The organism is Azotobacter vinelandii CA (assembly GCF_000380335.1).
Classification (GTDB): domain Bacteria; phylum Pseudomonadota; class Gammaproteobacteria; order Pseudomonadales; family Pseudomonadaceae; genus Azotobacter; species Azotobacter vinelandii.
Window position 1 is genome coordinate 1,151,440 of record NC_021149.1, and the last position, 18,787, is coordinate 1,170,226.

Below are 18,787 nucleotides of genomic sequence, written 5' to 3' on the forward strand. Positions count from 1 at the left end.
CTTGCGCACAGAGCCCAGGCGAGTCGGGTCGGAGGCGTGGGAGTTCAGCTGTTGCTGCATTGCTCAGCCGACCGTCGGCAGCTTGGGGTCGCGCAGGAAGCCCTCGGCCTGCATCCGCCACAGCGAAGCGTAGAGGCCGTCGCGGGCAAGCAGTTCGGCCGGGCTGCCGTCCTCCACCACCTTGCCTTTCTGCATCACCAGGATGCGGTCGAAATTGGCTACGGTGGACAATCGGTGTGCCACCGCCAGTACCGTGCGGTCGCGCACCAGATCGGCCAGGGCGACCTGGATCTCCGCCTCGGAATGAGTGTCGAGGGCCGAGGTGGCCTCGTCCAGAATCAGGATCGGTGCGTCCTTGAGGAAGGCACGGGCGATCCCCAGACGCTGGCGCTGACCGCCGGAGAGCATCACCCCGCGCTCGCCGACCTGGGTGTCGTAGCCCCGTGGCAGCTCGCGGATGAAGGCATCGCAATAGGCCATGCGCGCCGCCTCCTCGACCTCCTCGTCGCTGGCCTCGGGGCGGCCGTAGCGGATGTTCTCGCGGATGCTGCGGTTGAATAGCGCGGTTTCCTGGGGCACCACGGCGATCATCTGGCGCAGGCTGTCCACGCTGACCTGGCGGATATCGTGATCGTCGATGCGGATACTGCCCTCCTGGACATCGTCCAGGCGCTGGATCAGGTACACCAGTGTCGACTTGCCGGCCCCGCTTGGGCCGACCAGGCCGATCTTCTGCCCGGCCGGGATGTGCAGGTTGAAGTCCTTGAATACCTGGCGGTCGTCCGGGTAGCGGTAGCCCACGTCGATCAGGTCGATGGTGCCGTCGGCGGCGGTCAGCGGCTGGTCGGGGTCGTGCAGGGCATGGGGCTGGACGATGATGCGCAGGGTATCGGCGATGGCGCCGAGCTGCTGGGTTGTATCCACCAGCGCGAGGGCCAGGTCGCGCGAGCCGTGCAGGATGCGGAAGGTCAGCGCGCTGACCAGCACCACGTCGCCGGCGCTGACGCTGCCGGCGCGCCATAGCTGGATGGCCCAGACCAGCATGCCGCCGGCCATCAGTGACAGGCAGACGTCGTGCAGCAGGCGCGCCTTCTCCATGTACATCCAGCTCTTGCGATGGGCATGGGCCTCGCTGCCGATCTTCTGCGCCAGCCGCTCGCTCTCGCGGTCGCGGGCGGAGAAAGCCTTGATGGTCCAGACGTTGGACACCGCATCGACCAGTTCGCCGCCGACATGCGCGGCCTGGGCGGCGTAGCGCTGGTGCCTGGTGCGGCCGCGGATGCCGTAGTTGGTGATCAGCAGGGCGATCAGCAGCACGGCGCCGATCAACGTCAGGGCCATGCGCCAGTCGACGGTGAGCAGCACCACCACGGCACCGGCGAAATCGACCAGGGGCGGCATGATCTTCCAGGCGAAGCCGCCGTAGATGGTGCCGGCCGCCGAGCCGGTGGCGGTGATGCGGTTGCCCAGGGCGCCGGCGAAGTGCTCGTTGAAGTAGCGCATCGGGTGGCCGGTCAGATAGCGGAACAGCTCGACGCGGATATCCACGCAACTGGCCACCACGGTCTGGCAGCCGAGCCAGCCACCGAGACGCCAGAAGGCGTTCTCGGCGATGATCAGGCCGAGGAACAGCGCCAATGGCGTCCACACGTCGGCGGCCAGGCGGTCGGCCGTGGTCATGGCATCGACCAGCAGCTTCATGCCGTACTGCACCGCCACCGCGCTTCCGGCGGCGCCGACGATCAGCGCGAACATCAGGCCGAAATGCCAGGGGCGCCGGCGCACATAGCGCCAGAGAAAGGGTAGTGGACGGCTCGGCAGTTGCAGCCGTCGGCGGGGAGCGGACTTGCTTTTTGGGCTCATGACAGAAAATGCGATGCGCTCGAGTCTTCCAGAAGTCGGGTCAGCATGGCCTGCTGCGTGCGCAGCTCGGTCTGCAGCGAGCTGTGCAGTATGCGCCGACCCTGGCTGTCGGGCATCCCGACGATGCCTGTCGGGCAGTGCCGTTCGTCGAACCAGCCGGGATAGTCCTGGATCGGATAGAGGCAGATGCCTTCTATCGGCATGCCGCGCCGCATGGCGGCGAAGGCCTGTTCGGCGATGTAGCGCAGCCAAGGCGCACGAGCCTCGCCCTCGGCGCCGGTCTCGGCGATCAGGAGCGGCCGCCGGTAGCGCTGGTAGACCTCGGCGAGAATGCTCTGGAAGGAGCGGTAGGCCGGATCGCCGAGAGGGATGGTGGCGCCGCCGTGGTACCACTGGTTGTCCGAATAGTGATTGACGCCGGCGATGTCGAGGTACTCGGGGCGGCCGCCGAGGCCCGGCCAAGCCCGTCCGGTGAGCAGGTCCCAGGCCTCATACTGGGCCTCGCGGATCGTTTCGATCGCCGCGATGCTGGCGCGCACTAACTGGTGCTTGAGTTCCTGGCCACACGGCCACGGCCACGGCCACGGCCGCGGACCAGCGGGTTGAACAACGCCTGGTCGCCGCCGGCTCAGGCCCAGTAGGAAATCTCGTTGACCGGTGAATAGAAGGGGGCGTCGATACCCTCGTTGCGCAGCAGTCGAGCCAGGGCACCGGCGAAGCGCTCGACGAAGGCCGGCCGCCAGAGGTCGAGGTCATCCGGCCAGCCGTAGTGGCAGATGTCCCAGATCACCTGCTGGCCCCGCTCCTGGGCGGCGCGCAGCATGGGCAGGAAGCCCGACCAGTCGTACTGGTCCGGCGAGCGCTCGATCAGGCGCTGCGGAGGCTGCACGGCCAGATGCCCGTCGAGCAGGCGGCGCAGGGCTGCGGAGGCTGCCGGGCCACGGCAGTCCGGCGGCAGGTGCGGCACCAGCACCTGCATGCCTTCCTCATGGCGGATTTCCAGCCAGGGCTCGGCGGCATCGGCCATGGGGTCTTCGAAGAACAGCACCTGCCAGTCGCGGGCGAAGCGCGCCATCAGGTGCTGCGGGCGCTGGTAGACGAAGCTTCAGCGCAGGTGCGACAGGTATAGCAGAGTTGGCACGTCTACCCTGTAGTCGATCATTGCCGTGGGTATGGTCCGATTCGATTTGCCGAGAGCGGACTGAAAGGGTCTTGCCCAGCTCATGCTTGGTCCCCCATGGCGCAAGCGGGCTGCATCCCGCTTCCGGTTGTCGTTGTCCGGCTCTCCGTTCGACAGGCGGGGGGTATGGAGTGGAGAAAAAGCGGACAGGTTCCGCCTTGTCTGCCGGTCGGCCGCCGTACGCCTGGTGCCGGAGCAGCATGAGCGCGACTTGCAGTCGGGCGATCGATTCGATGCGCCGAAGATCGGTTGCACCGTTGAAATCCTTCGCTCGTGGGTTCGCTAGGCTGGGTGTGACAAACAATAGGCTGAGCACCTGCGAGCGAGAGAGCCGGGAACTGAGCCAGGCCAACGAGATCCTGCGCAAGGCGTATTTCGCCCAGGCAGGGATGACTGGCAGGCACTTCTGCGGTGCTTCAAGAAACCATGAAGGCTTCCATCGATGGATACCCTGTGCGCCATGGGGCGATCTGTCGGGTACTACCGATCGCTCCGTCGGCTATTGTGTCCACGCATCCCGTCAAGCCGACCTCGAGTGGCGTTCGTTGCAAACAGTGCGTGACGAGGTGCTGAGCGGGCACATCCAGCGGATGCTGCGGGTACGCGGTGTAACGCGATGGCAGGGCTGCACGAGTTCATGAGGATGCCTGCCTCACGATACAGCGCTTCCGAGTCGCCGCCTTCGAAACTCCGGGGGAAAGAGCCCGCGAGCGGCTGGCGCTCGCGGGGCTGGGGAGGGGACTCAGTGAAGCTTGAGGCGGGGTTCGGTGCTGCTGCGGAAGCGGTCGCCCAGCATCATCATCAGGGTGCGGAAGGTACCGTAGAGCGCCATCTGGTGCATGCGGTACAGGGAAATGTAGAACTTGCGGGCCAGCCAGCCTTCCAAGGTCACGTTGCCGGTCAGGTTGCCCATCAGGTTACCGATCGCCGAGAAGCTCGAGAGGGAGATCAGCGAGCCGTGGTCGCTGTAGCGATACTCCAGCAGAGGCTTGTCTTCCTGCAGCTTGCGGTGGAGCGACTTGGCCAGCAGGCTGGCCTGCTGGTGAGCGGCCTGGGCGCGCGGCGGAACGGGGCGGTCGGTACCCGGCTGCGGGCAGGAGGCACAATCGCCGAAGGCGAAGATATCGTCGTCCAGAGTAGTCTGCAGGGTCTGGCGGACCTGCAACTGGTTGATGCGATTGGTTTCCAGACCATCCAGCTCCTTGAGGAAGGCGGGCGCGCGGACGCCTGCGGCCCAGACCATGAGGTCGGCGGGGATGAACTGGTCGTCCTTCGTCTTCACGCCTTCCGCGGTGACCTCGCTGACGGCGGTGCTGACGAGCACGCGAACGCCCAGGCTTTCCAGGGTGGCGTGCGCGGAGCGGCTGATGCGTTCGGGCAGGGCGGCGAGTACACGCGGGCTGGATTCGATCAGCGTGATGCTGAGGTTCTCCGGCGGAATGCGCTCCAGCCCATAGGCGACCAGTTCCTTGGAGGCGTGGCGCAGTTCTGCGGCCAGTTCGACCCCGGTGGCACCGGCGCCGACGATGGCGACCTTGACCTGATGGCCGTCGTCATTGCTGGCGTGGGCACGCAAGTAGTGGCTGAGCAGCAGACGGCGGAAACGCTCGGCCTGGTCGCGGCTTTCCAGGAAAATACAGTTCTCGGCGGCGCCCGGGGTGCCGAAGTCATTGGTGGTGCTGCCGACGGAAAGGACCAGGGTGTCGTATTCCAGTTCGCGCTCGGGCAGGGGCGCGCGATCTTCCTGGGCCGGCTGGGCCGCCAGGCGGATACGCTTGTTGGCCCGGTCCAGACCGCACATGCGGCCGTACTGGAACTCGAAGTTGTTCCATTTGGCCTGGGCCACATAGTTCAGTTCGTCGCCGGTCGAGTTCAGCGAGCCGGCGGCGACTTCGTGCAGCAGCGGTTTCCACAGGTGGGTCATGTTGGCGTCGACCAGGGTGATCTTCGCCTGGAAGTTCCTGCCCATGGTCTTGCCGAGGCGGGTAGCGAGTTCCACGCCGCCAGCGCCACCGCCGACGATTACGATACGATGAGTCATGGTTAGAGTCTCATAAGGCCAGAAAAAACCGGGGTAGGGGTCGCGGGGGCGAGCGCAAGGCAGCTCATAGCGCCAGGCGACCCAGAATTCGGCTCAGCAGGCCCAGGCAGACAACCACGGCCAGCACGATCAATGCGAGGCGCCATGGGCGGAACGGCTGGCGTTCCACCTGATGCTGCGGGGCGCTCAGGTACTCATCGACACGTTGCTGATCATCGGGGCTCAGGCGGCTTGGCATGCAGGGCTCGACATTCTGTGAAATCCTTCCATGCGACATTTGGGCAGGCCGAAATGCTCGCTGGATTGTTGACATGAATCATAACTCGTTGTGCCGCTCGGCTGGCAATATGTCTTTTGGCTAAATTTTTTAAAATGGTCGAAGTCCGCTCAACGGTAGCGGCCAATCACGGGATATATCTCTGGAGCGGCCTCTCCAGGGGCTTCCCAAACGTTTGTCTGCCCACCCTCATGATGGCTCCTTGCCGCCCGCCGGTCCGGTCGCGACCCGTATAGACTTCATCGTCCGTTTTCCGGAGTTTTCCATGCCCATCCGCCCCATCGCACCTGCCGATCATCCGGCCTTGCTGGCGCTCTGGCAGCGTACGCCGGGTTTGCAATTGCGTGACGAAGATGGCTACGAACCCTTCTGTGCCTACCTTGCCCGCAATCCGGAACTTAGCCTGCTGATCGAACTCGATGGACGAATCGTTGCCTCATTGCTGGTCGGTCATGACGGGCGCCGCGGTTACCTGCAACATCTGGCCGTCGACCAGACTTGCCGTGGTCGCGGCTTCGCCCGGGCGCTGCTGGACGAGGCGCTGGCCAGGCTCGCGCGATTGGGGATCGGCAAGTCCCATGTCTTCGTCCTGCGGGACGCCCCCCTGGCACAGACTTTCTGGTCGGCACAGACCGGCTGGGAGAGGCGCAGCGACATTCAAGTCTATTCCACGCGGAGGAGCAGCGAGTGAGGATCTTCGCCGGCATCGTGCTTGCCCTGGCGCCCCTCTGGGCGCTGGCGCTCGAAGTGGGCGAACGGCTCACGCCCTGGACCCTGCTGGACCAGCATGAGCAGGCCTACAGCCTGAACGAGGAAACCCGCGTTCTGCTGATCGCGCGCAGCATGGATGGCGCCCGGCTGGTCGAGGCGGCGCTCAAGACGAGGCCGCAGGGCTACCTGGAGGCGCGCAGGGCCGTGTTCGTCGCCGACATCAGCCGCATGCCCTCGCTGGTCGCCCGGCTGTTCGCCATTCCGGCGATGCGTGACTATCCCTATCGCGTGTTGCTCGATCGCGATGCCCGGGTCGCTTCCCGTTATCCGGGCGATCCGGCCAAGGTGCTGTGGCTCGATCTGGAGCAGGGGCGGTTGCGCGCCATGCGCGAGTTCGCCGATGCCGGGACCCTGGTCGAGGCCCTGGAGCAGGCGGCGCCGTGATCGCCGCCGATCTGCTGGCGCCCGATACCCGGCTGATCGGTGCGGGCCTTTATCTGGGACTCATGCTCTATGCCGTTTGGCGTGCGCCCTGGCTGGAGTTGTTCAGCGACAGCCGGCGCCAGCACCTGGTGTTCGGCACCGTCCTGGCGCTGTTCCTGCTCTGGCTGGTGCGGCGCGATTTCGTTTCCGGACTCTCCTTTCACTTTATCGGCATGACGGCGGTGACCCTGCTGCTCGACTGGCCGCTGGCGATGCTCGTCGGATTGGCTGCGCAGCTCGGGCTACTGCTACTGGGGCGGCAGGATCTGGCGGCGCTGGGCGTCAACGGCCTGCTGCTGGTGGGCATTCCCGTGGCGATCACCGAAGGCTGCGCCCTGCTGGTCGAGCGTGCGCAGCCGCGCAACCTGTTTGTCTACATCTTCTGTTCGGGCTTCTTTCCCGCCGGGTTGAGCGCCCTGACCTGCCTGCTGGCCGGATTCGCCGTGCTGTGGCTGGACGGCCGGTACGAAATGCCGCCGTGGCTGCAGGATTACCTCGGCTATCTGTGGCTGGTGATGTTCCCCGAGGCATTCATCAATGGAGCGGTCATCAGCGGCCTGGTGGTGTACTGCCCGGAGTGGCTGGAGACCTTCAACCGCAGCCGTTACCTGCAGGCGCCGTGGAAGGATGACGAGCCGCGCTGACCGATAGCGCGCCGGCACGCAAGGGCGCGCCCCTCCGGGAGGGATCGAGGACGATCCCGGAAACGGCGGAGGGTTGCAGCCGCCCTGCGAACCGTTCGGGACAGTTCAGTGGCCGCGGGGCGGCAGTTCTTCGGAAAACAGTTCGCCTTCCAGGCTGTCGCCGGGGATCGCATGTTCCTCGGCTGCCCAGGCGCCCAAGTCGATCAGTTTGCAGCGCTCGCTGCAGAATGGCCGGTGCGGGCTTTGCGGGCCCCATTCGACCGGCGCTCGACAGGTGGGGCAGGCTACCGTCAAGGGTTGTTTCATGGCTGGCCTCCGCGCAGGGTCAGGTAGAGCCGGTGCAGGCGTTCGATCTCGCTGTGCAGCCAGGCGAGGTCTCGGTCGTTCATCACTACGTCATCGGCTCGACGCAGGCGCTCTTCGCGGCCGGCCTGGGTCTTGATGATCGCCTCGACCTGTTTCCGGTCGGCCCGGTCGCGTTGCATGGCACGCTCGAGCTGCAGGGATTCGGGCACATCGATGACCAGGATGCGCTGGGTCATCCTGTGCTGATCGGTTTCCAGCAGCAGGGGTGAAACCAGAATGGCATAAGGCGAGGTGGCGCGCTCGAGATAGCTGCGGATTTCCTGGCGTATCAGCGGATGCAGCAATCGCTCCAGCCAGCGGCGCTCCTCGGCGTTCTGGAAAATCCGGGCGCGCAGCGCGGCGCGATCGAGGTATCCGTCGGGCTGAAGAACGTCCGCGCCGAAATGCTCGGCGATCTTCGCCAGGGCCGGGCGGTCGGGCTCGACCACCCAGCGCGCCGCCTCGTCGGCGTCCACCAGCGGCACGCCTAGCGTTCTGAAATGCTGGGCGGCGGCGCTCTTGCCGCTGCCGATGCCGCCCGTCAGGCCGAGAATCCAGGGTTTCATGAGCGCTCCCAGTGCCGCAGTGCCGTGCTAGATACCCTGTTGCCGGCGGATATGCAACGCTTCGTGACCCATGGCCCTTGCGTAAGGCGGCTGCACGCCGCCGGACACGGCGAAAGTCCGGTTCTTGGCAATCCGCAGAAAGGCCAAGGCGGGCTCTGTCCTTACAGACCGGCGAAGCGCAGGTAGCCGGCGGTGATCTGCTCGCCCCAGAGCAGGGCGATCCAGCCGGCGAAGGCGAGAAAGGGACCGAAGGGGATCGGCGTGCCGCTTTCGGCCTTGCGCAGGCGCAGGATGACGATCCCCAGCATGGCGCCGACCAGCGAGGAGAGCAGTACGGTCAGCGGCAGGATCTGCCAGCCACCCCAGGCGCCGAGCATCGCCAGCAGCTTGAAGTCGCCGTAGCCCATGCCTTCCTTGCCGGTGAACAGCTTGAACAGCCAGTACACCGACCACAGGCTGAGGTAGCCGGTCACCGCGCCCCAGAGGGCGTCCTCCAGGGAAACGAACAGACTGAAGCTGTTGAGGATCAGGCCCAGCCAGAGCAGCGGCAGCACCAGCGAATCCGGCAGCAGTTGATGATCGTAGTCGATCAGGCTCATGGCCAGCAGAGCCCAGCCGAGCAACAACATGGCGCCGGCTTGCCAGCCGAAGCCGTAATGCCAGGCGACATGGGCCGAAAGCAGCCCGCAGGTCAGCTCCACCAGGGGGTAGCGCGCGCCGATCCGGGCCTTGCAGGCCGAGCAGCGGCCACCCAGGAGCAGCCAGCTGAGCAGGGGGATGTTCTCCCAGGGCCTGATCGCGTGCCCGCAATGTGGGCAATGGGAGTGGGGCAGCAGCAGATTGAAAGGCTCGCCGGGAGGCTCGTTGGGCAGTTCCAGCACTTCCCGCGCCTGTGCCTGCCAGTCGTGCAGCATCATCTTCGGCAGGCGGTGGACGACCACGTTGAGAAAGCTGCCGACCAGCAGGCCCAGCAGCCCCGCGAAAACGGCGAAGGCCAGTCCGGGGCCGGCCAGAAGATCGACGATGGACATGTTCAGACCACGGAGCCCAACTGGAAGATCGGCAGGTACATGGCGACGATCAGGCCGCCGACCAGCACGCCGAGCACCGCCATGATCATCGGCTCCAGCAAACCGGTCAGGCTGTCCACCATGTTGTCCACTTCGGCCTCGTAGAAGCCCGCCACCTTGTCGAGCATCTCGTCCAGCGTGCCGGACTCCTCGCCGATGGCGGTCATCTGGATCGCCATGCTGGGGAAGGTGCCGGTGGTGCGCATGGAGAAGTTCAGTTGCATGCCGGTGGTGACGTCGGCCTTGACCTTCTCGGTGGCGTTGCGGAACACCACGTTGCCGGTGGCGCCGGCCACCGAGTCGAGTGCGTCGACCAGCGGCACACCGGCGGCGAAAGTGGTGGACAGGGTGCGGGCGAAGCGGGCCACCGCCGACTTGTAGAGGATTTGGCCGACGATCGGCAGCTTCAGCAGGCTGCGATCCGTCCAGTTGCGAAACGCCTCGGAGCGCCGGTGGGCCTGCTTCAGGATGAGAACTGCGATGGGTATTCCGAGCAGCGCGTAGAACCAGTATTCCTGCAGAACTTCCGACAGGTTGACGACCAGCAGCGTGAGCGCCGGCAGTTCGGCACCGAAGTTGGCGAACACCGACTGGAATTGCGGTACCACCTTTATCAGCAGAATGGCCGAGACGGCGATCGCCACCAGGATCACCGCGATGGGGTAGGTCATCGCCTTCTTGATCCTGGCCTTCAGCGCCTCGGTCTTCTCCTTGTAGGTGGCGATCCGCTCCAGCAGGCTTTCCAGGGCGCCGGACTGCTCGCCGGACTCCACCAGGTTGCAGTAGAGGTTGTCGAAATAGCGGGGCTTCTTGCGCAGTGAAGCGGCGAAACCGTTGCCCGCCGCCACCTCCTGTTTCACTTCGTCCACCAGCTTGCGCATGGCCGGTTTGTCGAAACCCTCGGAGATGATGTCGAAGGCCTGCAGCAGCGGCACGCCTGCCTTCATCATGGTGGCCATCTGCCGGGTGAACAGGGCGATATCCAGCGGTTTGATCTTCTGGTCGCCGCCGAACAGCGAGCCGGCCTTCTTGCGTACCCTGGTCGGATTGATGCCCTGCTTGCGCAGTTGCGCCTTGACCAGCGCCGGATTTCTCCCGTTCAGTTCTCCCTTGATCCTGGCACCGCGCCGGTCGATGCCCTCCCAGGTGAACAGACTGATTTTCAACGCTTTTTCCGCCATGTCGGGGCCTGTCATCGAGTGTTTCTGGGTTGCGTTGCCGTTTGGAGTCGGCACAAGCCGGAAAGTGATGGAGAGAGGACCGGGAAACCCGTTTTTCCCGCACCATGCTGCTTGTCGCAGGAGCCTGCTCCTGCGGGGTGTTACGGCTTGCTCCGGGGAGAGGGCGCTATAGGCCGCCACGCCCGGATCGCAGCCGCCGCGAGTGGATATTTCATGAACATGCGCTAGTCCTTGGTGACGCGGTTGACTTCTTCCAGGCTGGTGACGCCCTGCATTGCTTTCCACAGGGCCGATGCGCGCAAGTCGTTGAAACCCTCGGCGCGCATCTGCCGGGCGATATCGATGGAGTTGCCGTCCCCCATGATAATGCGCTGCAGGGCCGGAGTGATTTTAACCACTTCATAAATGCCGACCCGGCCCTTGTAGCCGCCGTTGCAGTTCTCGCAACCGGTCGGGGCATAAAGCCTGAAGGCGCCGATGCGCTCTTCCGGAAATCCCTCGGCGAGCAGCGTTTCGTGGGGAATGTCCACCGCCTGCTTGCAGGCGCACAGCTTGCGCGCCAGGCGCTGGGCGATGATCAGGTTCACCGAGGTGGCGATATTGAAGGAGGGCACCCCCATGTTGCGCAGGCGGGTCAGGGTTTCCGCCGCGCTGTTGGTGTGCAGGGTGGACATCACCATGTGGCCGGTCTGTGCGGCCTTGATGGCGATCTCCGCGGTTTCCAGGTCGCGGATCTCGCCGACCATGATGATGTCCGGGTCCTGGCGCAGGAAGGCGCGCAGCGCCTGGGAGAAGTCCATGCCCTGGCGTGGGTTGACGTTGACCTGGTTGATGCCTTCCAGGTTGATTTCCACCGGGTCCTCGACGGTGGAGATATTCACCTCCGCGGTATTGAGAATGTTCAGGCCGGTATACAGGGACACCGTCTTGCCCGAACCGGTCGGACCAGTCACCAGGATCATGCCCTGCGGCTGGCTCAGTGCCTCCAGGTAGAGCGCCTTCTGGCTCTCCTCGTAGCCGAGGGCATCGATACCCATCTGCGCGCTGGACGGGTCGAGAATCCGCATCACCACCTTTTCGCCCCACAGCGTGGGCAGGGTGTTGACCCGAAAGTCGATGGCCTTGCCCTTCGGCAGCTTCATCCTGATCCGACCGTCCTGCGGTTTGCGCCGCTCGGAGATATCCAGCCCGGCCATCACTTTCAGGCGCGCGGCGATCTTCGGCGCCGACCGGACGGGCGGCCGGGCCACCTCATGGAGGATGCCGTCGGTGCGAAAACGCACCCGGTGGCTCTTCTCGTAGGGTTCGAAGTGCAGATCCGAGGAGCCGCGGCGGATCGCATCCAGCAATATCTTGTTGATGAAGCGCACCACCGGCGCATCTTCGGCATCTCCGGCCGGATTGAGCGCTTCGTCATGCCGGTCGCCGGCTTCGATATCGAGGCCGTCCAGCCCGGCGTCTGCGAGATCGTCCAGGGCGGTGTCGGCGCCCTCGAAGTACTTCTCCATGGCTTCGCCCAGACGGTCGTCCTCGACCAGGATGGCTTCGGTGTTCAGCCCGGTGCCGAAGCGGATCTCACGAATTGCCTCGTGGTTGGTCGGGTCGGAAATCGCCACGAACAGCCGGTTGCCGCGCCGCCACAACGGCAGAGCGCGATGTTGGCGGATCAGTTTCTCGCTGAGCAGGTCGCGGGGCTGGTTTTCCCGCTCCAGCGTCCCGAGATCGAACAGGGCGATGCCGAACTGCTCCGCGGCCAGCTCCGCCAACCCCCGGCTCTTGACCAGCTTGTTCTGCACCAGCCAGGTGACCAGTGGGGTCTGGTTGCGCTGTGCCTGCCGCTGGGCCTGCAGGACCGTCTTCTCGTCGATCAGTCCGGCCAGCACCATCTGCCGTGCCAGACCGTGGAGGGAAATGTCGTCGTGCATCGGGTGGACAGCTCTCTGCGCCAGGAAAAGATGACGAGCCGAGGGCCGGTCGCCGCCGAGTGCTCTCAAGCTCATTCCCATCCCTTACTCACCGGGAAGGCTGGAGCATGAGTCGAAAAATAGGGAGTGTTTCCCTGTATGGGCAATGACTCGCCTTGTAACTCAGCCGCCAATTCGAAGTGACCGAGTGACGGAAAATTTCAGAAGTTGGCAGCCTTGGGAGTCGGGCTGTTGTAAGAGTATGCCGGGTTGGCGATTTCTGCATGTTTCTACGGCAGGAGGCTGGGGAACTTCGTCACAGTTACAGGTTGTTGTTTTGTGATTCGTTACTCATGTCTCGGGGCGGTTTAAATACCGATTTATAAGTCGAGGCTTGATGACGATGAAACTTTCAGACAATTTTGCGCAAGCATTTTTAGCCCTCAAAGGTCTAGAGCATCACGGAAGAGGTCAGGTATGACTGGTACATTGCCTTCAATGAGTCTGGCAGTCCAGGAAGAATGCCTGAATACTTCAAGGAGATGTTTCATGAAAGCTCAAGCGCAGAATGGTTTTACCCTGATCGAATTGATGATGGTGGTGGCGATCATCGGGATTTTGGCTGCGGTAGCGTTGCCGGCTTATCAGGATTACACTGCGCGTGCCAAGGTTTCCGAAGTTGTATTGGCAGCCTCCAGTTGCCGCATCGCGATTACCGAAGCCTCGCAGATTGGTTTCGCTGCTGATGCAACCGCCGATGGGTTCGGTTGTGGTGAGACTGCTAGTGGTGCCGATGCTCCATCCCAGTATGTGGCATCGGTTAACACCTCTGCAGTCGGGGTTATTACTGTCGTTGCCCAAAATATTTCCCAACTTGGCACTAATACCGCTCTGGAGTTTGTTCCTTATACCGACGCAGGCTTGTCCGCCGCTGCTAGTGCTGCGGATTTCAATCGCACAACTCTGAACTCTGTAAAAGGATGGAAGTGTCAATCGGCCGCATCGAATGGCATAGAGTCTAAGTATCTGCCCGCTAGCTGTCGTTAATTCAGCTTCGTAGCCTTGTAGGGGGAATGTAACCCGCCGCCCCACGCGTGGTTTCTCGTCATGTCCGGCGGGCTTTCTCTATATGGACTCCCCTGGTTGCCAGTGAAAATTCTTGTCGACGACGTGGTACGACTGCTTCCGCATATTCGGCTTTCGGCGAAGACGTGTTTGTCTTGAGTCATGACGAATAGCCGCTCCGCCCTGGCGGCCTCGGTGATCAGTGGGCCTGGAGCAAAGGCAGGTTTCGCACAGGCCGGTTCGCCATTGCTGCATGTCACTGTGCAATCGTGGTGGATCTTCGACTCAACGTTTTCCAGGGTGTACGGCCTGGACCCCTTGGCCGGGCCGATGACTTTCACTCCGGCCGAGGATCGCCCGGGCAAGCCGAGCATTCCTGTTCGCCAAGGCAACGACTGTGGCGATGTCCACGTCACGTCACCTTGCGCTGCTGTACCGCGAACCGACGACCGAGCGCCAGGCCCTGGAAACGAACCCTTGTGGTGTTGCCTGGAATGCGTGGGCCGGCTGTTTCCAGGTGAATATCGAGTATTCCTGCCGTAACGGTTCGATCCGGAAGCGCAGCGAATATCGAATTTCGTGCCTGAATATTCGTAGCGAATGGCTCAAGCGCCGGGTGGCAGGAAAAGGTGAACTCCTTCACAACTGCAGCCGCATCGACAGATCCACTGCCTTGATGTCCTTGGTCAGGGTACCGAGGGAGATATAGTCGACGCCGGTTTCGGCGATCCGGCGCAGGCTGCTTTCGTTGATGCCGCCGGAGGCTTCCAGCTTGGCCCGGCCGGCGGTACGGCGCACGGCGATGTGCATGTCTTCGAGGCTGAGTTCGTCGAGCATGACGATGTCGGCGCCGGCGTTCAGGGCCTGGTCGAGCTCTTGCAGGTCCTCGACCTCGACTTCCACCGGCTTGCCGGGCGCGATGCGCCGGGCCGTGGCGACCGCCGCGGCGATACCGCCACAGGCGGCGATGTGGTTTTCCTTGATCAGGAAGGCATCGAACAGGCCGATGCGGTGGTTGTGGCAGCCGCCGCAGGTGACCGCGTACTTCTGCGCCAGGCGCAGGCCGGGGAGGGTCTTGCGGGTGTCCAGCAGGCGCACCGGGGTGCCCTCGACCAGATTGGCGTAGTAGCGGCAGCGGGTGGCCACGGCGGACAGGGTCTGGAGGAAGTTCAGGGCGCTGCGTTCGCCGCTGAGCAAGGCCCGGGCCGGGCCCTCCAGGCTGAACAGCAGCTTGTCGGCGTCGACCCGTTCGCCGTCGGCGACCTCCCAGCGCACGGCGACGCGCGGGTCGATCTGGCGGAACACTTCGTCGACCCAGGCGCTGCCGGCGATCACCGTCGCCTCGCGGGTGATGACGCGGGCCCGGGCCTGGCGGCCTTCGGGAATCAGTTGCGCGGTGATGTCGCCGCCGCCGATGTCCTCGGCCAGGGCGCGGCGGACGTTGGCCGCGATTTCGGCGCTCAGATCGGCAAGGATGAGGTCTGGCATGAAGGACTCCGGCAGGTGGGGTGCCCCGGATTATAGGGGGCGTGCCGTCTCCCGTGCAGTACGGAGTCGTTGCGCGGCAGCACATCGCTTGGCCCGGCGGCCCGGCTGCTCTAGAGTGTCGGCTGGTTTCAGGAGAGATGCATGCAGTTCGACCCCTCCACCGGTTGGTTCCAGGGTATCCGCCATTGTCCGTCGCCGAATTTCAATGCCCGCCCACAAGGTGAAGTTTCCCTGCTGGTGATCCACAACATAAGCCTGCCGCCGGGCTGTTTCGGCACCGGCAAGGTGCAGCAGTTCTTCCGCAACTGCCTGCCGGCGGACGAGCATCCCTATTTCGCGTCCATCGCCGCGCTGCGGGTGTCGGCGCATTTCTTCATCGAGCGCGACGGGGCGGTCACCCAGTTCGTCTCCTGCCTGGAACGTGCCTGGCACGCCGGGCAGTCGTGCTTCGAGGGACGCGAGAACTGCAATGACTTCTCCCTCGGCATCGAGCTGGAAGGCACCGACGAACTAGCGTACAGCGACGCCCAGTACGCCAGCCTGACGATCCTCACCCGTCTGCTGCTGAAGGCCTATCCGGCGCTCGATGTCCGGCGCATCCGTGGCCATGCCGATATCGCCCCGCAGCGCAAGACCGATCCGGGGCTGGCGTTCGATTGGGTGCGCTACCGCACCGCCCTGTCCGATCCGGGAGATATTCGATGACGTTTCTGGTGCTCCTGCTGGCCCTGCTGGTGGAACGGTTTTCCCGCTGGCGCCTGCACATCCAGCAGGACATTTTCTGGCTGAGGCTGCTGGACCGGGTCGAGACGAACCCGGATCTGGCCGGCGATCCGCGGCGCGCGCTGTTCCGTCTGGTGCTGTTGTCGGCGCTGGTGCTGGGCGTGCTGCTGGCGCTGCTGTCGCTCCCGCTCTACGGCTGGCTGGCGCTGCCGCTGCATGTTTTCGTGCTGGTCTACAGCCTGGGACGCGGCGATATCCTGACCGAGCTGAAGCCGTTCCGCGAGGCCTGGCGGCGCGGCGACAGCGAAGCCGCCTGTCTGGCGGCCGAGCGCGATCTGGCGGTGGGGGCCGAGGAGAGCCTGTCGCTGCTGCGCCGGGTACAGGGCTACCTGCTCTGGCAGGCCTATCAGAGCTTCTTCGCGGTGATCTTCTGGTACGCCCTGCTCGGGCCCGTGGCGGTGCTGGCCTATCGCCTGACGGCGCTGACCGGCGAGCACACGAGCCTGCCGGCCCTGCGCGAGCATTCGGTGCGCCTGCGCCATCTGCTCGACTGGCTGCCGGCACGGGGCCTGGCCCTGAGCTTCGCCCTGGTCGGCAATTTCGGCGCGGTGTTCCGCGTGCTGCTGCGCTATCTGTCGGATCGCGAGGTACCGGCGGCGAAAGTGGTGATCGAGGCCGGACGGGCGGCCAACGAGGGGCTGGAGGCGGAGGTGCTGGCCGGCGAGGCGGGGCTGATGACCCTGGACGAGCTGTGGCAACTGCTGGTGCGCGCCGGGATGCTCTGGTACGTGGTGATGGCGCTGGCGATTCTGTTTCTCTAGGCCGGCTGCCCGCCCCATGGGGTGGATGGCTTCGGCCGTCCACCAACCGCGGATTCCGACGGAAAACGCTACGCGGTTTTCCAGCCGATGCCATGGGGCCGATTCATCCGCCATCATCGGCGCGCTTCGGGAGTTTCGCCGGCGAGGACCGCGGTCCCGCTCAGCGCCAGTTGAACAGTTCGCAGGCGTTGCGCGTGCTGGCCTCGGCCAGGACCTGCGGTTCGACTCGCATGATCGCGGCGAGGGCGGCGCAGATGTCCGGCAGATGCTCCGGGCTGTTGCGCATGCCCGGGTGCATCGCCGGCGCCATGTCCGGGGCGTCGGTTTCCAGCACCACGGCCTCCAGCGGCAGTTCGGCGACGACCTTGCGCAGGCGGTTGGCCTGGGGCCAGGTCGGCGCGCCGCCGAGCCCCAGGCGAAAACCCAGTTTCAGGTATTCCCGCGCTTCCTCGCGGCTGCCGCTGAAGGCATGGACGATGCCGGCGCGGGGCGGGCGCAGGCGTTTCAGGGTGGCGACGGTCGCGGCATGGGCGCGCCGCACGTGCAGCAGGACCGGCAACTCCACGTCCGTCGCCAGCCGCAACTGGGCCTCGAACAGCGCCTGCTGGCGTTCGCGATCCAGTTCCGCCAGATAGTAGTCGAGACCGAACTCGCCGATCGCGCAGAGCCGGCCGTCGCCGCGCAGGCGCTGCAGCCAGGCGCCGAGTTCCCGCAGGTCGCTCGCATGGTGCCGCTCCAGATAGACCGGGTGCAGGCCGAGAGCGGCGTACAGGCCGGGCTCGGCGCAGGCCAGGTCCCACACCCGCTGCCAGTTCGCGCGGTACACCCCGGCCAGCACCTGTCGGTCGACGCCCAGTGCCCGGCTGCGGCTCAGCACGGCGGCGCGGTCGGCGTCGAAGTCGGAGAAATCGAGGTGGTTGTGGGTGTCGATCAGGCGCACCGGCGGCGGACTCCTTGGGAGAGCGGGTTTCTCCAAGGATATCCCGTCGTCGCCTGCCCGGTTCAGGCCGTGCGCTGCAGACTGTCCGCCTGCGGGCTGCCGAGAGCCGGCAGGCGCTCGCCGCGGCCGATGGCGAAATAGCGCAGGCCGTAACGGGCCAGGCGTTCCGGGTCGAACAGGTTGCGGCCGTCGATGATCACCGGAGCCGCCAGCTTGCGGGCGATCAGCGCGAAGTCCGGGGCCTTGAACTGCTGCCATTCGGTGCAGATCAGCAGGGCGTCGGCGCCGCTCAGCACGGCCTCCGGGGTGCCCATCAACTGCAGCCGCTCGTCGTCGCCGTAGAGCCGCTGAGCCTCGTGCATGGCCTCCGGGTCGTAGGCGCGCACCCGCGCGCCGGCGGCCCACAGCGCTTCCATCAGGTCGCGGCTGGGCGCTTCGCGCATGTCGTCGGTGTTCGGCTTGAAGGCCAGTCCCCAGAGGGCGAAGGTCCGCCCGCGCAGGTCGTCGCCGAAATGGCGGCGCACCAGTTCGAACAGCTTGCCCTTCTGCCGCGCATTGACCGCTTCGACCGCCTGCAGCAGGTCGCTGGCGCAGCCCGCTTCGCCGGCGCTGTGGATCAGCGCCCGCAGGTCCTTGGGAAAGCACGAGCCGCCGTAGCCGCAACCGGGGTAGATGAAGTGGTAGCCGATGCGCGGGTCGGCGCCGATGCCCTGGCGCACCGCTTCGATGTCGGCGCCCAGATGCTCGGCCAGCTCGGCCATCTGGTTGATGAAGCTGATCTTGGTGGCGAGCATGCAGTTGGCCGCGTACTTGGTCAGCTCAGCGCTGCGCAGGTCCATGAACAGCATGCGGTCGTGGTTGCGGTTGAACGGTTCGTAGAGTTCGCGCATGGTTTCGCGGGCATGCGCCGAGGTGCTGCCGACGATGATGCGGTCCGGCCTGCGGCAGTCGGCCAGGGCCGAGCCTTCCTTGAGGAATTCCGGGTTGGAAACGATCTCGAAGTCCAGATTCCGCCCGGCGTCCTTCACGGCCCTGGCGATGCGCGCCTGCAGGCGGTCGCCGGTGCCGACCGGCACGGTGGACTTCTCGACGATCACCAGCGGATCGCGGCGATGGCGGGCGATGGCGTCGCTGACTGCCAGCACGCCGGCGAGGTTGGCCGAACCGTCCGCCTGCGAGTCGGTGCCGACGGCGATGAACGCTACCCGGCCGTGCTCGACGGCCGCCCGCTCGTCGGTGCTGAAGCGCAGTCGCCCGGCCTCCAGGCTCTCCCGCACCAGCTCGGCCAGGCCGGGCTCGTAGAGGCGCACCTGGCCGCGCTGCAATTGGGCGATCTTGACCGCGTCGATGTCCATGCAGAGCACGTCGTGGCCGACCTCCGCCATGACCGCGGCCTGCACCAGACCCACGTAACCGATGCCGAAGACACTGATTTTCAAGACCGATACTCCCGAGTGCGCAAGCGATGCAGCGATGCTGGCGCAG

The 18,787-nt window shown here is 65.1% G+C and carries 17 protein-coding genes and 1 pseudogene; 6 read left to right on the plus strand and 12 right to left on the minus strand.

The window, feature by feature from the left end; all coding sequences use genetic code 11:
* Positions 1 to 63 precede the first annotated feature (63 nt).
* The 4 genes and pseudogenes from AVCA_RS05400 to AVCA_RS24420 all read right to left on the minus strand — a co-directional run bounded on the left by AVCA_RS05400 (position 64) and on the right by AVCA_RS24420 (position 5,322).
* Positions 64 to 1,863 (minus strand): ABC transporter ATP-binding protein, encoded by a 1,800-nt coding sequence (locus AVCA_RS05400; RefSeq protein ID WP_012699845.1) that lies wholly within the window; start codon positions 1,861 to 1,863, stop codon positions 64 to 66.
* Positions 1,860 to 2,734 (minus strand): annotated as a pseudogene (locus AVCA_RS26700) (beta-glucosidase); the annotation flags it as partial. The gene AVCA_RS05400 and the pseudogene AVCA_RS26700, both read right to left, overlap by 4 nt.
* Positions 2,735 to 3,785: 1,051 nt before the next feature.
* Positions 3,786 to 5,084 carry an NAD(P)/FAD-dependent oxidoreductase gene (locus tag AVCA_RS05410; protein WP_012699846.1) on the minus strand — a complete coding sequence of 433 codons (1,299 nt, stop codon included), beginning with the start codon at positions 5,082 to 5,084 and terminating at the stop codon, positions 3,786 to 3,788.
* Between the two features lie 64 nt (positions 5,085 to 5,148).
* Positions 5,149 to 5,322 carry a DUF3094 domain-containing protein gene (locus AVCA_RS24420; protein ID WP_012699847.1) on the minus strand — a complete coding sequence of 58 codons (174 nt, stop codon included), beginning with the start codon at positions 5,320 to 5,322 and terminating at the stop codon, positions 5,149 to 5,151.
* 304 nt (positions 5,323 to 5,626) lie between these two features.
* Between AVCA_RS24420 and AVCA_RS05415 the strand changes: the two genes are divergently transcribed.
* Genes AVCA_RS05415 through AVCA_RS05425 form a run of 3 tightly spaced genes read left to right on the plus strand, consistent with a single transcriptional unit; the run spans position 5,627 to position 7,199 of the window.
* The gene (locus tag AVCA_RS05415; protein WP_012699848.1) at positions 5,627 to 6,052 is read left to right on the plus strand and encodes a GNAT family N-acetyltransferase; all 426 of its coding nucleotides are present in this window, start codon (positions 5,627 to 5,629) and stop codon (positions 6,050 to 6,052) included.
* The gene (locus AVCA_RS05420) at positions 6,049 to 6,516 is read left to right on the plus strand and encodes a hypothetical protein (RefSeq protein ID WP_012699849.1); all 468 of its coding nucleotides are present in this window, start codon (positions 6,049 to 6,051) and stop codon (positions 6,514 to 6,516) included. Before AVCA_RS05415 ends, AVCA_RS05420 begins: the two co-directional genes overlap by 4 nt.
* Positions 6,513 to 7,199 carry an energy-coupling factor ABC transporter permease gene (locus AVCA_RS05425; protein ID WP_012699850.1) on the plus strand — a complete coding sequence of 229 codons (687 nt, stop codon included), beginning with the start codon at positions 6,513 to 6,515 and terminating at the stop codon, positions 7,197 to 7,199. Before AVCA_RS05420 ends, AVCA_RS05425 begins: the two co-directional genes overlap by 4 nt.
* A gap of 105 nt (positions 7,200 to 7,304) precedes the next feature.
* On the opposite strand, the gene yacG is transcribed toward AVCA_RS05425, so the two are convergent.
* The 5 genes from yacG to pilB form a co-directional block, all read right to left on the minus strand.
* Entirely contained in the window at positions 7,305 to 7,505 is a 201-nt protein-coding gene (gene yacG, locus AVCA_RS05430) for a DNA gyrase inhibitor YacG (RefSeq protein WP_041806982.1), read from the minus strand.
* Positions 7,502 to 8,110, minus strand: a complete 609-nt coding sequence (coaE, locus tag AVCA_RS05435; RefSeq protein WP_012699851.1) for a dephospho-CoA kinase — start codon at positions 8,108 to 8,110, stop codon at positions 7,502 to 7,504. Before coaE ends, yacG begins: the two co-directional genes overlap by 4 nt.
* Before the next feature lie 161 nt (positions 8,111 to 8,271).
* The gene (locus AVCA_RS05440; RefSeq protein WP_012699852.1) at positions 8,272 to 9,141 is read right to left on the minus strand and encodes a prepilin peptidase; all 870 of its coding nucleotides are present in this window, start codon (positions 9,139 to 9,141) and stop codon (positions 8,272 to 8,274) included.
* 2 nt (positions 9,142 to 9,143) lie between these two features.
* Complete coding sequence (locus AVCA_RS05445) at positions 9,144 to 10,361, minus strand: type II secretion system F family protein (protein ID WP_012699853.1); 1,218 nt, start codon at positions 10,359 to 10,361, stop codon at positions 9,144 to 9,146.
* Positions 10,362 to 10,585: 224 nt separating this feature from the next.
* Complete coding sequence (pilB, locus tag AVCA_RS05450) at positions 10,586 to 12,286, minus strand: type IV-A pilus assembly ATPase PilB (RefSeq protein WP_012699854.1); 1,701 nt, start codon at positions 12,284 to 12,286, stop codon at positions 10,586 to 10,588.
* 528 nt (positions 12,287 to 12,814) lie between these two features.
* Here pilB and AVCA_RS24425 point away from each other — a divergent pair.
* Entirely contained in the window at positions 12,815 to 13,312 is a 498-nt protein-coding gene (locus AVCA_RS24425) for a pilin (protein ID WP_012699856.1), read from the plus strand.
* Positions 13,313 to 13,969: 657 nt separating this feature from the next.
* Here AVCA_RS24425 and nadC read toward each other — a convergent pair.
* A complete protein-coding gene (nadC, locus tag AVCA_RS05460) occupies positions 13,970 to 14,818 on the minus strand; it encodes a carboxylating nicotinate-nucleotide diphosphorylase (protein WP_012699858.1) in 849 nt (282 codons plus the stop codon).
* Between the two features lie 141 nt (positions 14,819 to 14,959).
* Between nadC and ampD the strand changes: the two genes are divergently transcribed.
* Together ampD and ampE are read left to right on the plus strand one after the other, a co-directional pair.
* A complete protein-coding gene (ampD, locus tag AVCA_RS05465; RefSeq protein ID WP_012699859.1) occupies positions 14,960 to 15,523 on the plus strand; it encodes a 1,6-anhydro-N-acetylmuramyl-L-alanine amidase AmpD in 564 nt (187 codons plus the stop codon).
* Entirely contained in the window at positions 15,520 to 16,362 is an 843-nt protein-coding gene (ampE, locus tag AVCA_RS05470; protein ID WP_012699860.1) for a regulatory signaling modulator protein AmpE, read from the plus strand. The genes ampD and ampE overlap by 4 nt, the downstream gene beginning before the upstream one ends.
* A 160-nt stretch (positions 16,363 to 16,522) precedes the next feature.
* Here ampE and AVCA_RS05475 read toward each other — a convergent pair whose 3' ends face one another.
* Both AVCA_RS05475 and AVCA_RS05480 read right to left on the minus strand, forming a co-directional pair.
* Positions 16,523 to 17,302: a TatD family hydrolase gene (locus AVCA_RS05475; protein ID WP_012699861.1), complete on the minus strand. Its 780-nt coding sequence runs from the start codon at positions 17,300 to 17,302 to the stop codon at positions 16,523 to 16,525.
* A gap of 62 nt (positions 17,303 to 17,364) precedes the next feature.
* On the minus strand, positions 17,365 to 18,741 hold the full coding sequence (locus AVCA_RS05480) for a UDP-glucose dehydrogenase family protein (protein ID WP_012699862.1): 1,377 nt from the start codon (positions 18,739 to 18,741) through the stop codon (positions 17,365 to 17,367).
* Positions 18,742 to 18,787 lie beyond the last annotated feature (46 nt).

Bases quoted from the DNA above. Each gene is read 5' to 3' on its own strand.
- ampE (WP_012699860.1), top strand. From the start codon at position 15,520: ATGACGTTTCTGGTGCTCCTGCTGGCCCTGCTGGTGGAACGGTTTTCC.
- coaE (WP_012699851.1), bottom strand. From the start codon at position 8,110: ATGAAACCCTGGATTCTCGGCCTGACGGGCGGCATCGGCAGCGGCAAG.
- AVCA_RS24425 (WP_012699856.1), top strand. From the start codon at position 12,815: ATGAAAGCTCAAGCGCAGAATGGTTTTACCCTGATCGAATTGATGATG.
- AVCA_RS05445 (WP_012699853.1), bottom strand. From the start codon at position 10,361: ATGGCGGAAAAAGCGTTGAAAATCAGTCTGTTCACCTGGGAGGGCATC.
- ampD (WP_012699859.1), top strand. From the start codon at position 14,960: ATGCAGTTCGACCCCTCCACCGGTTGGTTCCAGGGTATCCGCCATTGT.
- nadC (WP_012699858.1), bottom strand. From the start codon at position 14,818: ATGCCAGACCTCATCCTTGCCGATCTGAGCGCCGAAATCGCGGCCAAC.
- AVCA_RS05410 (WP_012699846.1), bottom strand. From the start codon at position 5,084: ATGACTCATCGTATCGTAATCGTCGGCGGTGGCGCTGGCGGCGTGGAA.
- pilB (WP_012699854.1), bottom strand. From the start codon at position 12,286: ATGCACGACGACATTTCCCTCCACGGTCTGGCACGGCAGATGGTGCTG.
- AVCA_RS05415 (WP_012699848.1), top strand. From the start codon at position 5,627: ATGCCCATCCGCCCCATCGCACCTGCCGATCATCCGGCCTTGCTGGCG.
- AVCA_RS05440 (WP_012699852.1), bottom strand. From the start codon at position 9,141: ATGTCCATCGTCGATCTTCTGGCCGGCCCCGGACTGGCCTTCGCCGTT.
- AVCA_RS24420 (WP_012699847.1), bottom strand. From the start codon at position 5,322: ATGCCAAGCCGCCTGAGCCCCGATGATCAGCAACGTGTCGATGAGTAC.
- yacG (WP_041806982.1), bottom strand. From the start codon at position 7,505: ATGAAACAACCCTTGACGGTAGCCTGCCCCACCTGTCGAGCGCCGGTC.
- AVCA_RS05400 (WP_012699845.1), bottom strand. From the start codon at position 1,863: ATGAGCCCAAAAAGCAAGTCCGCTCCCCGCCGACGGCTGCAACTGCCG.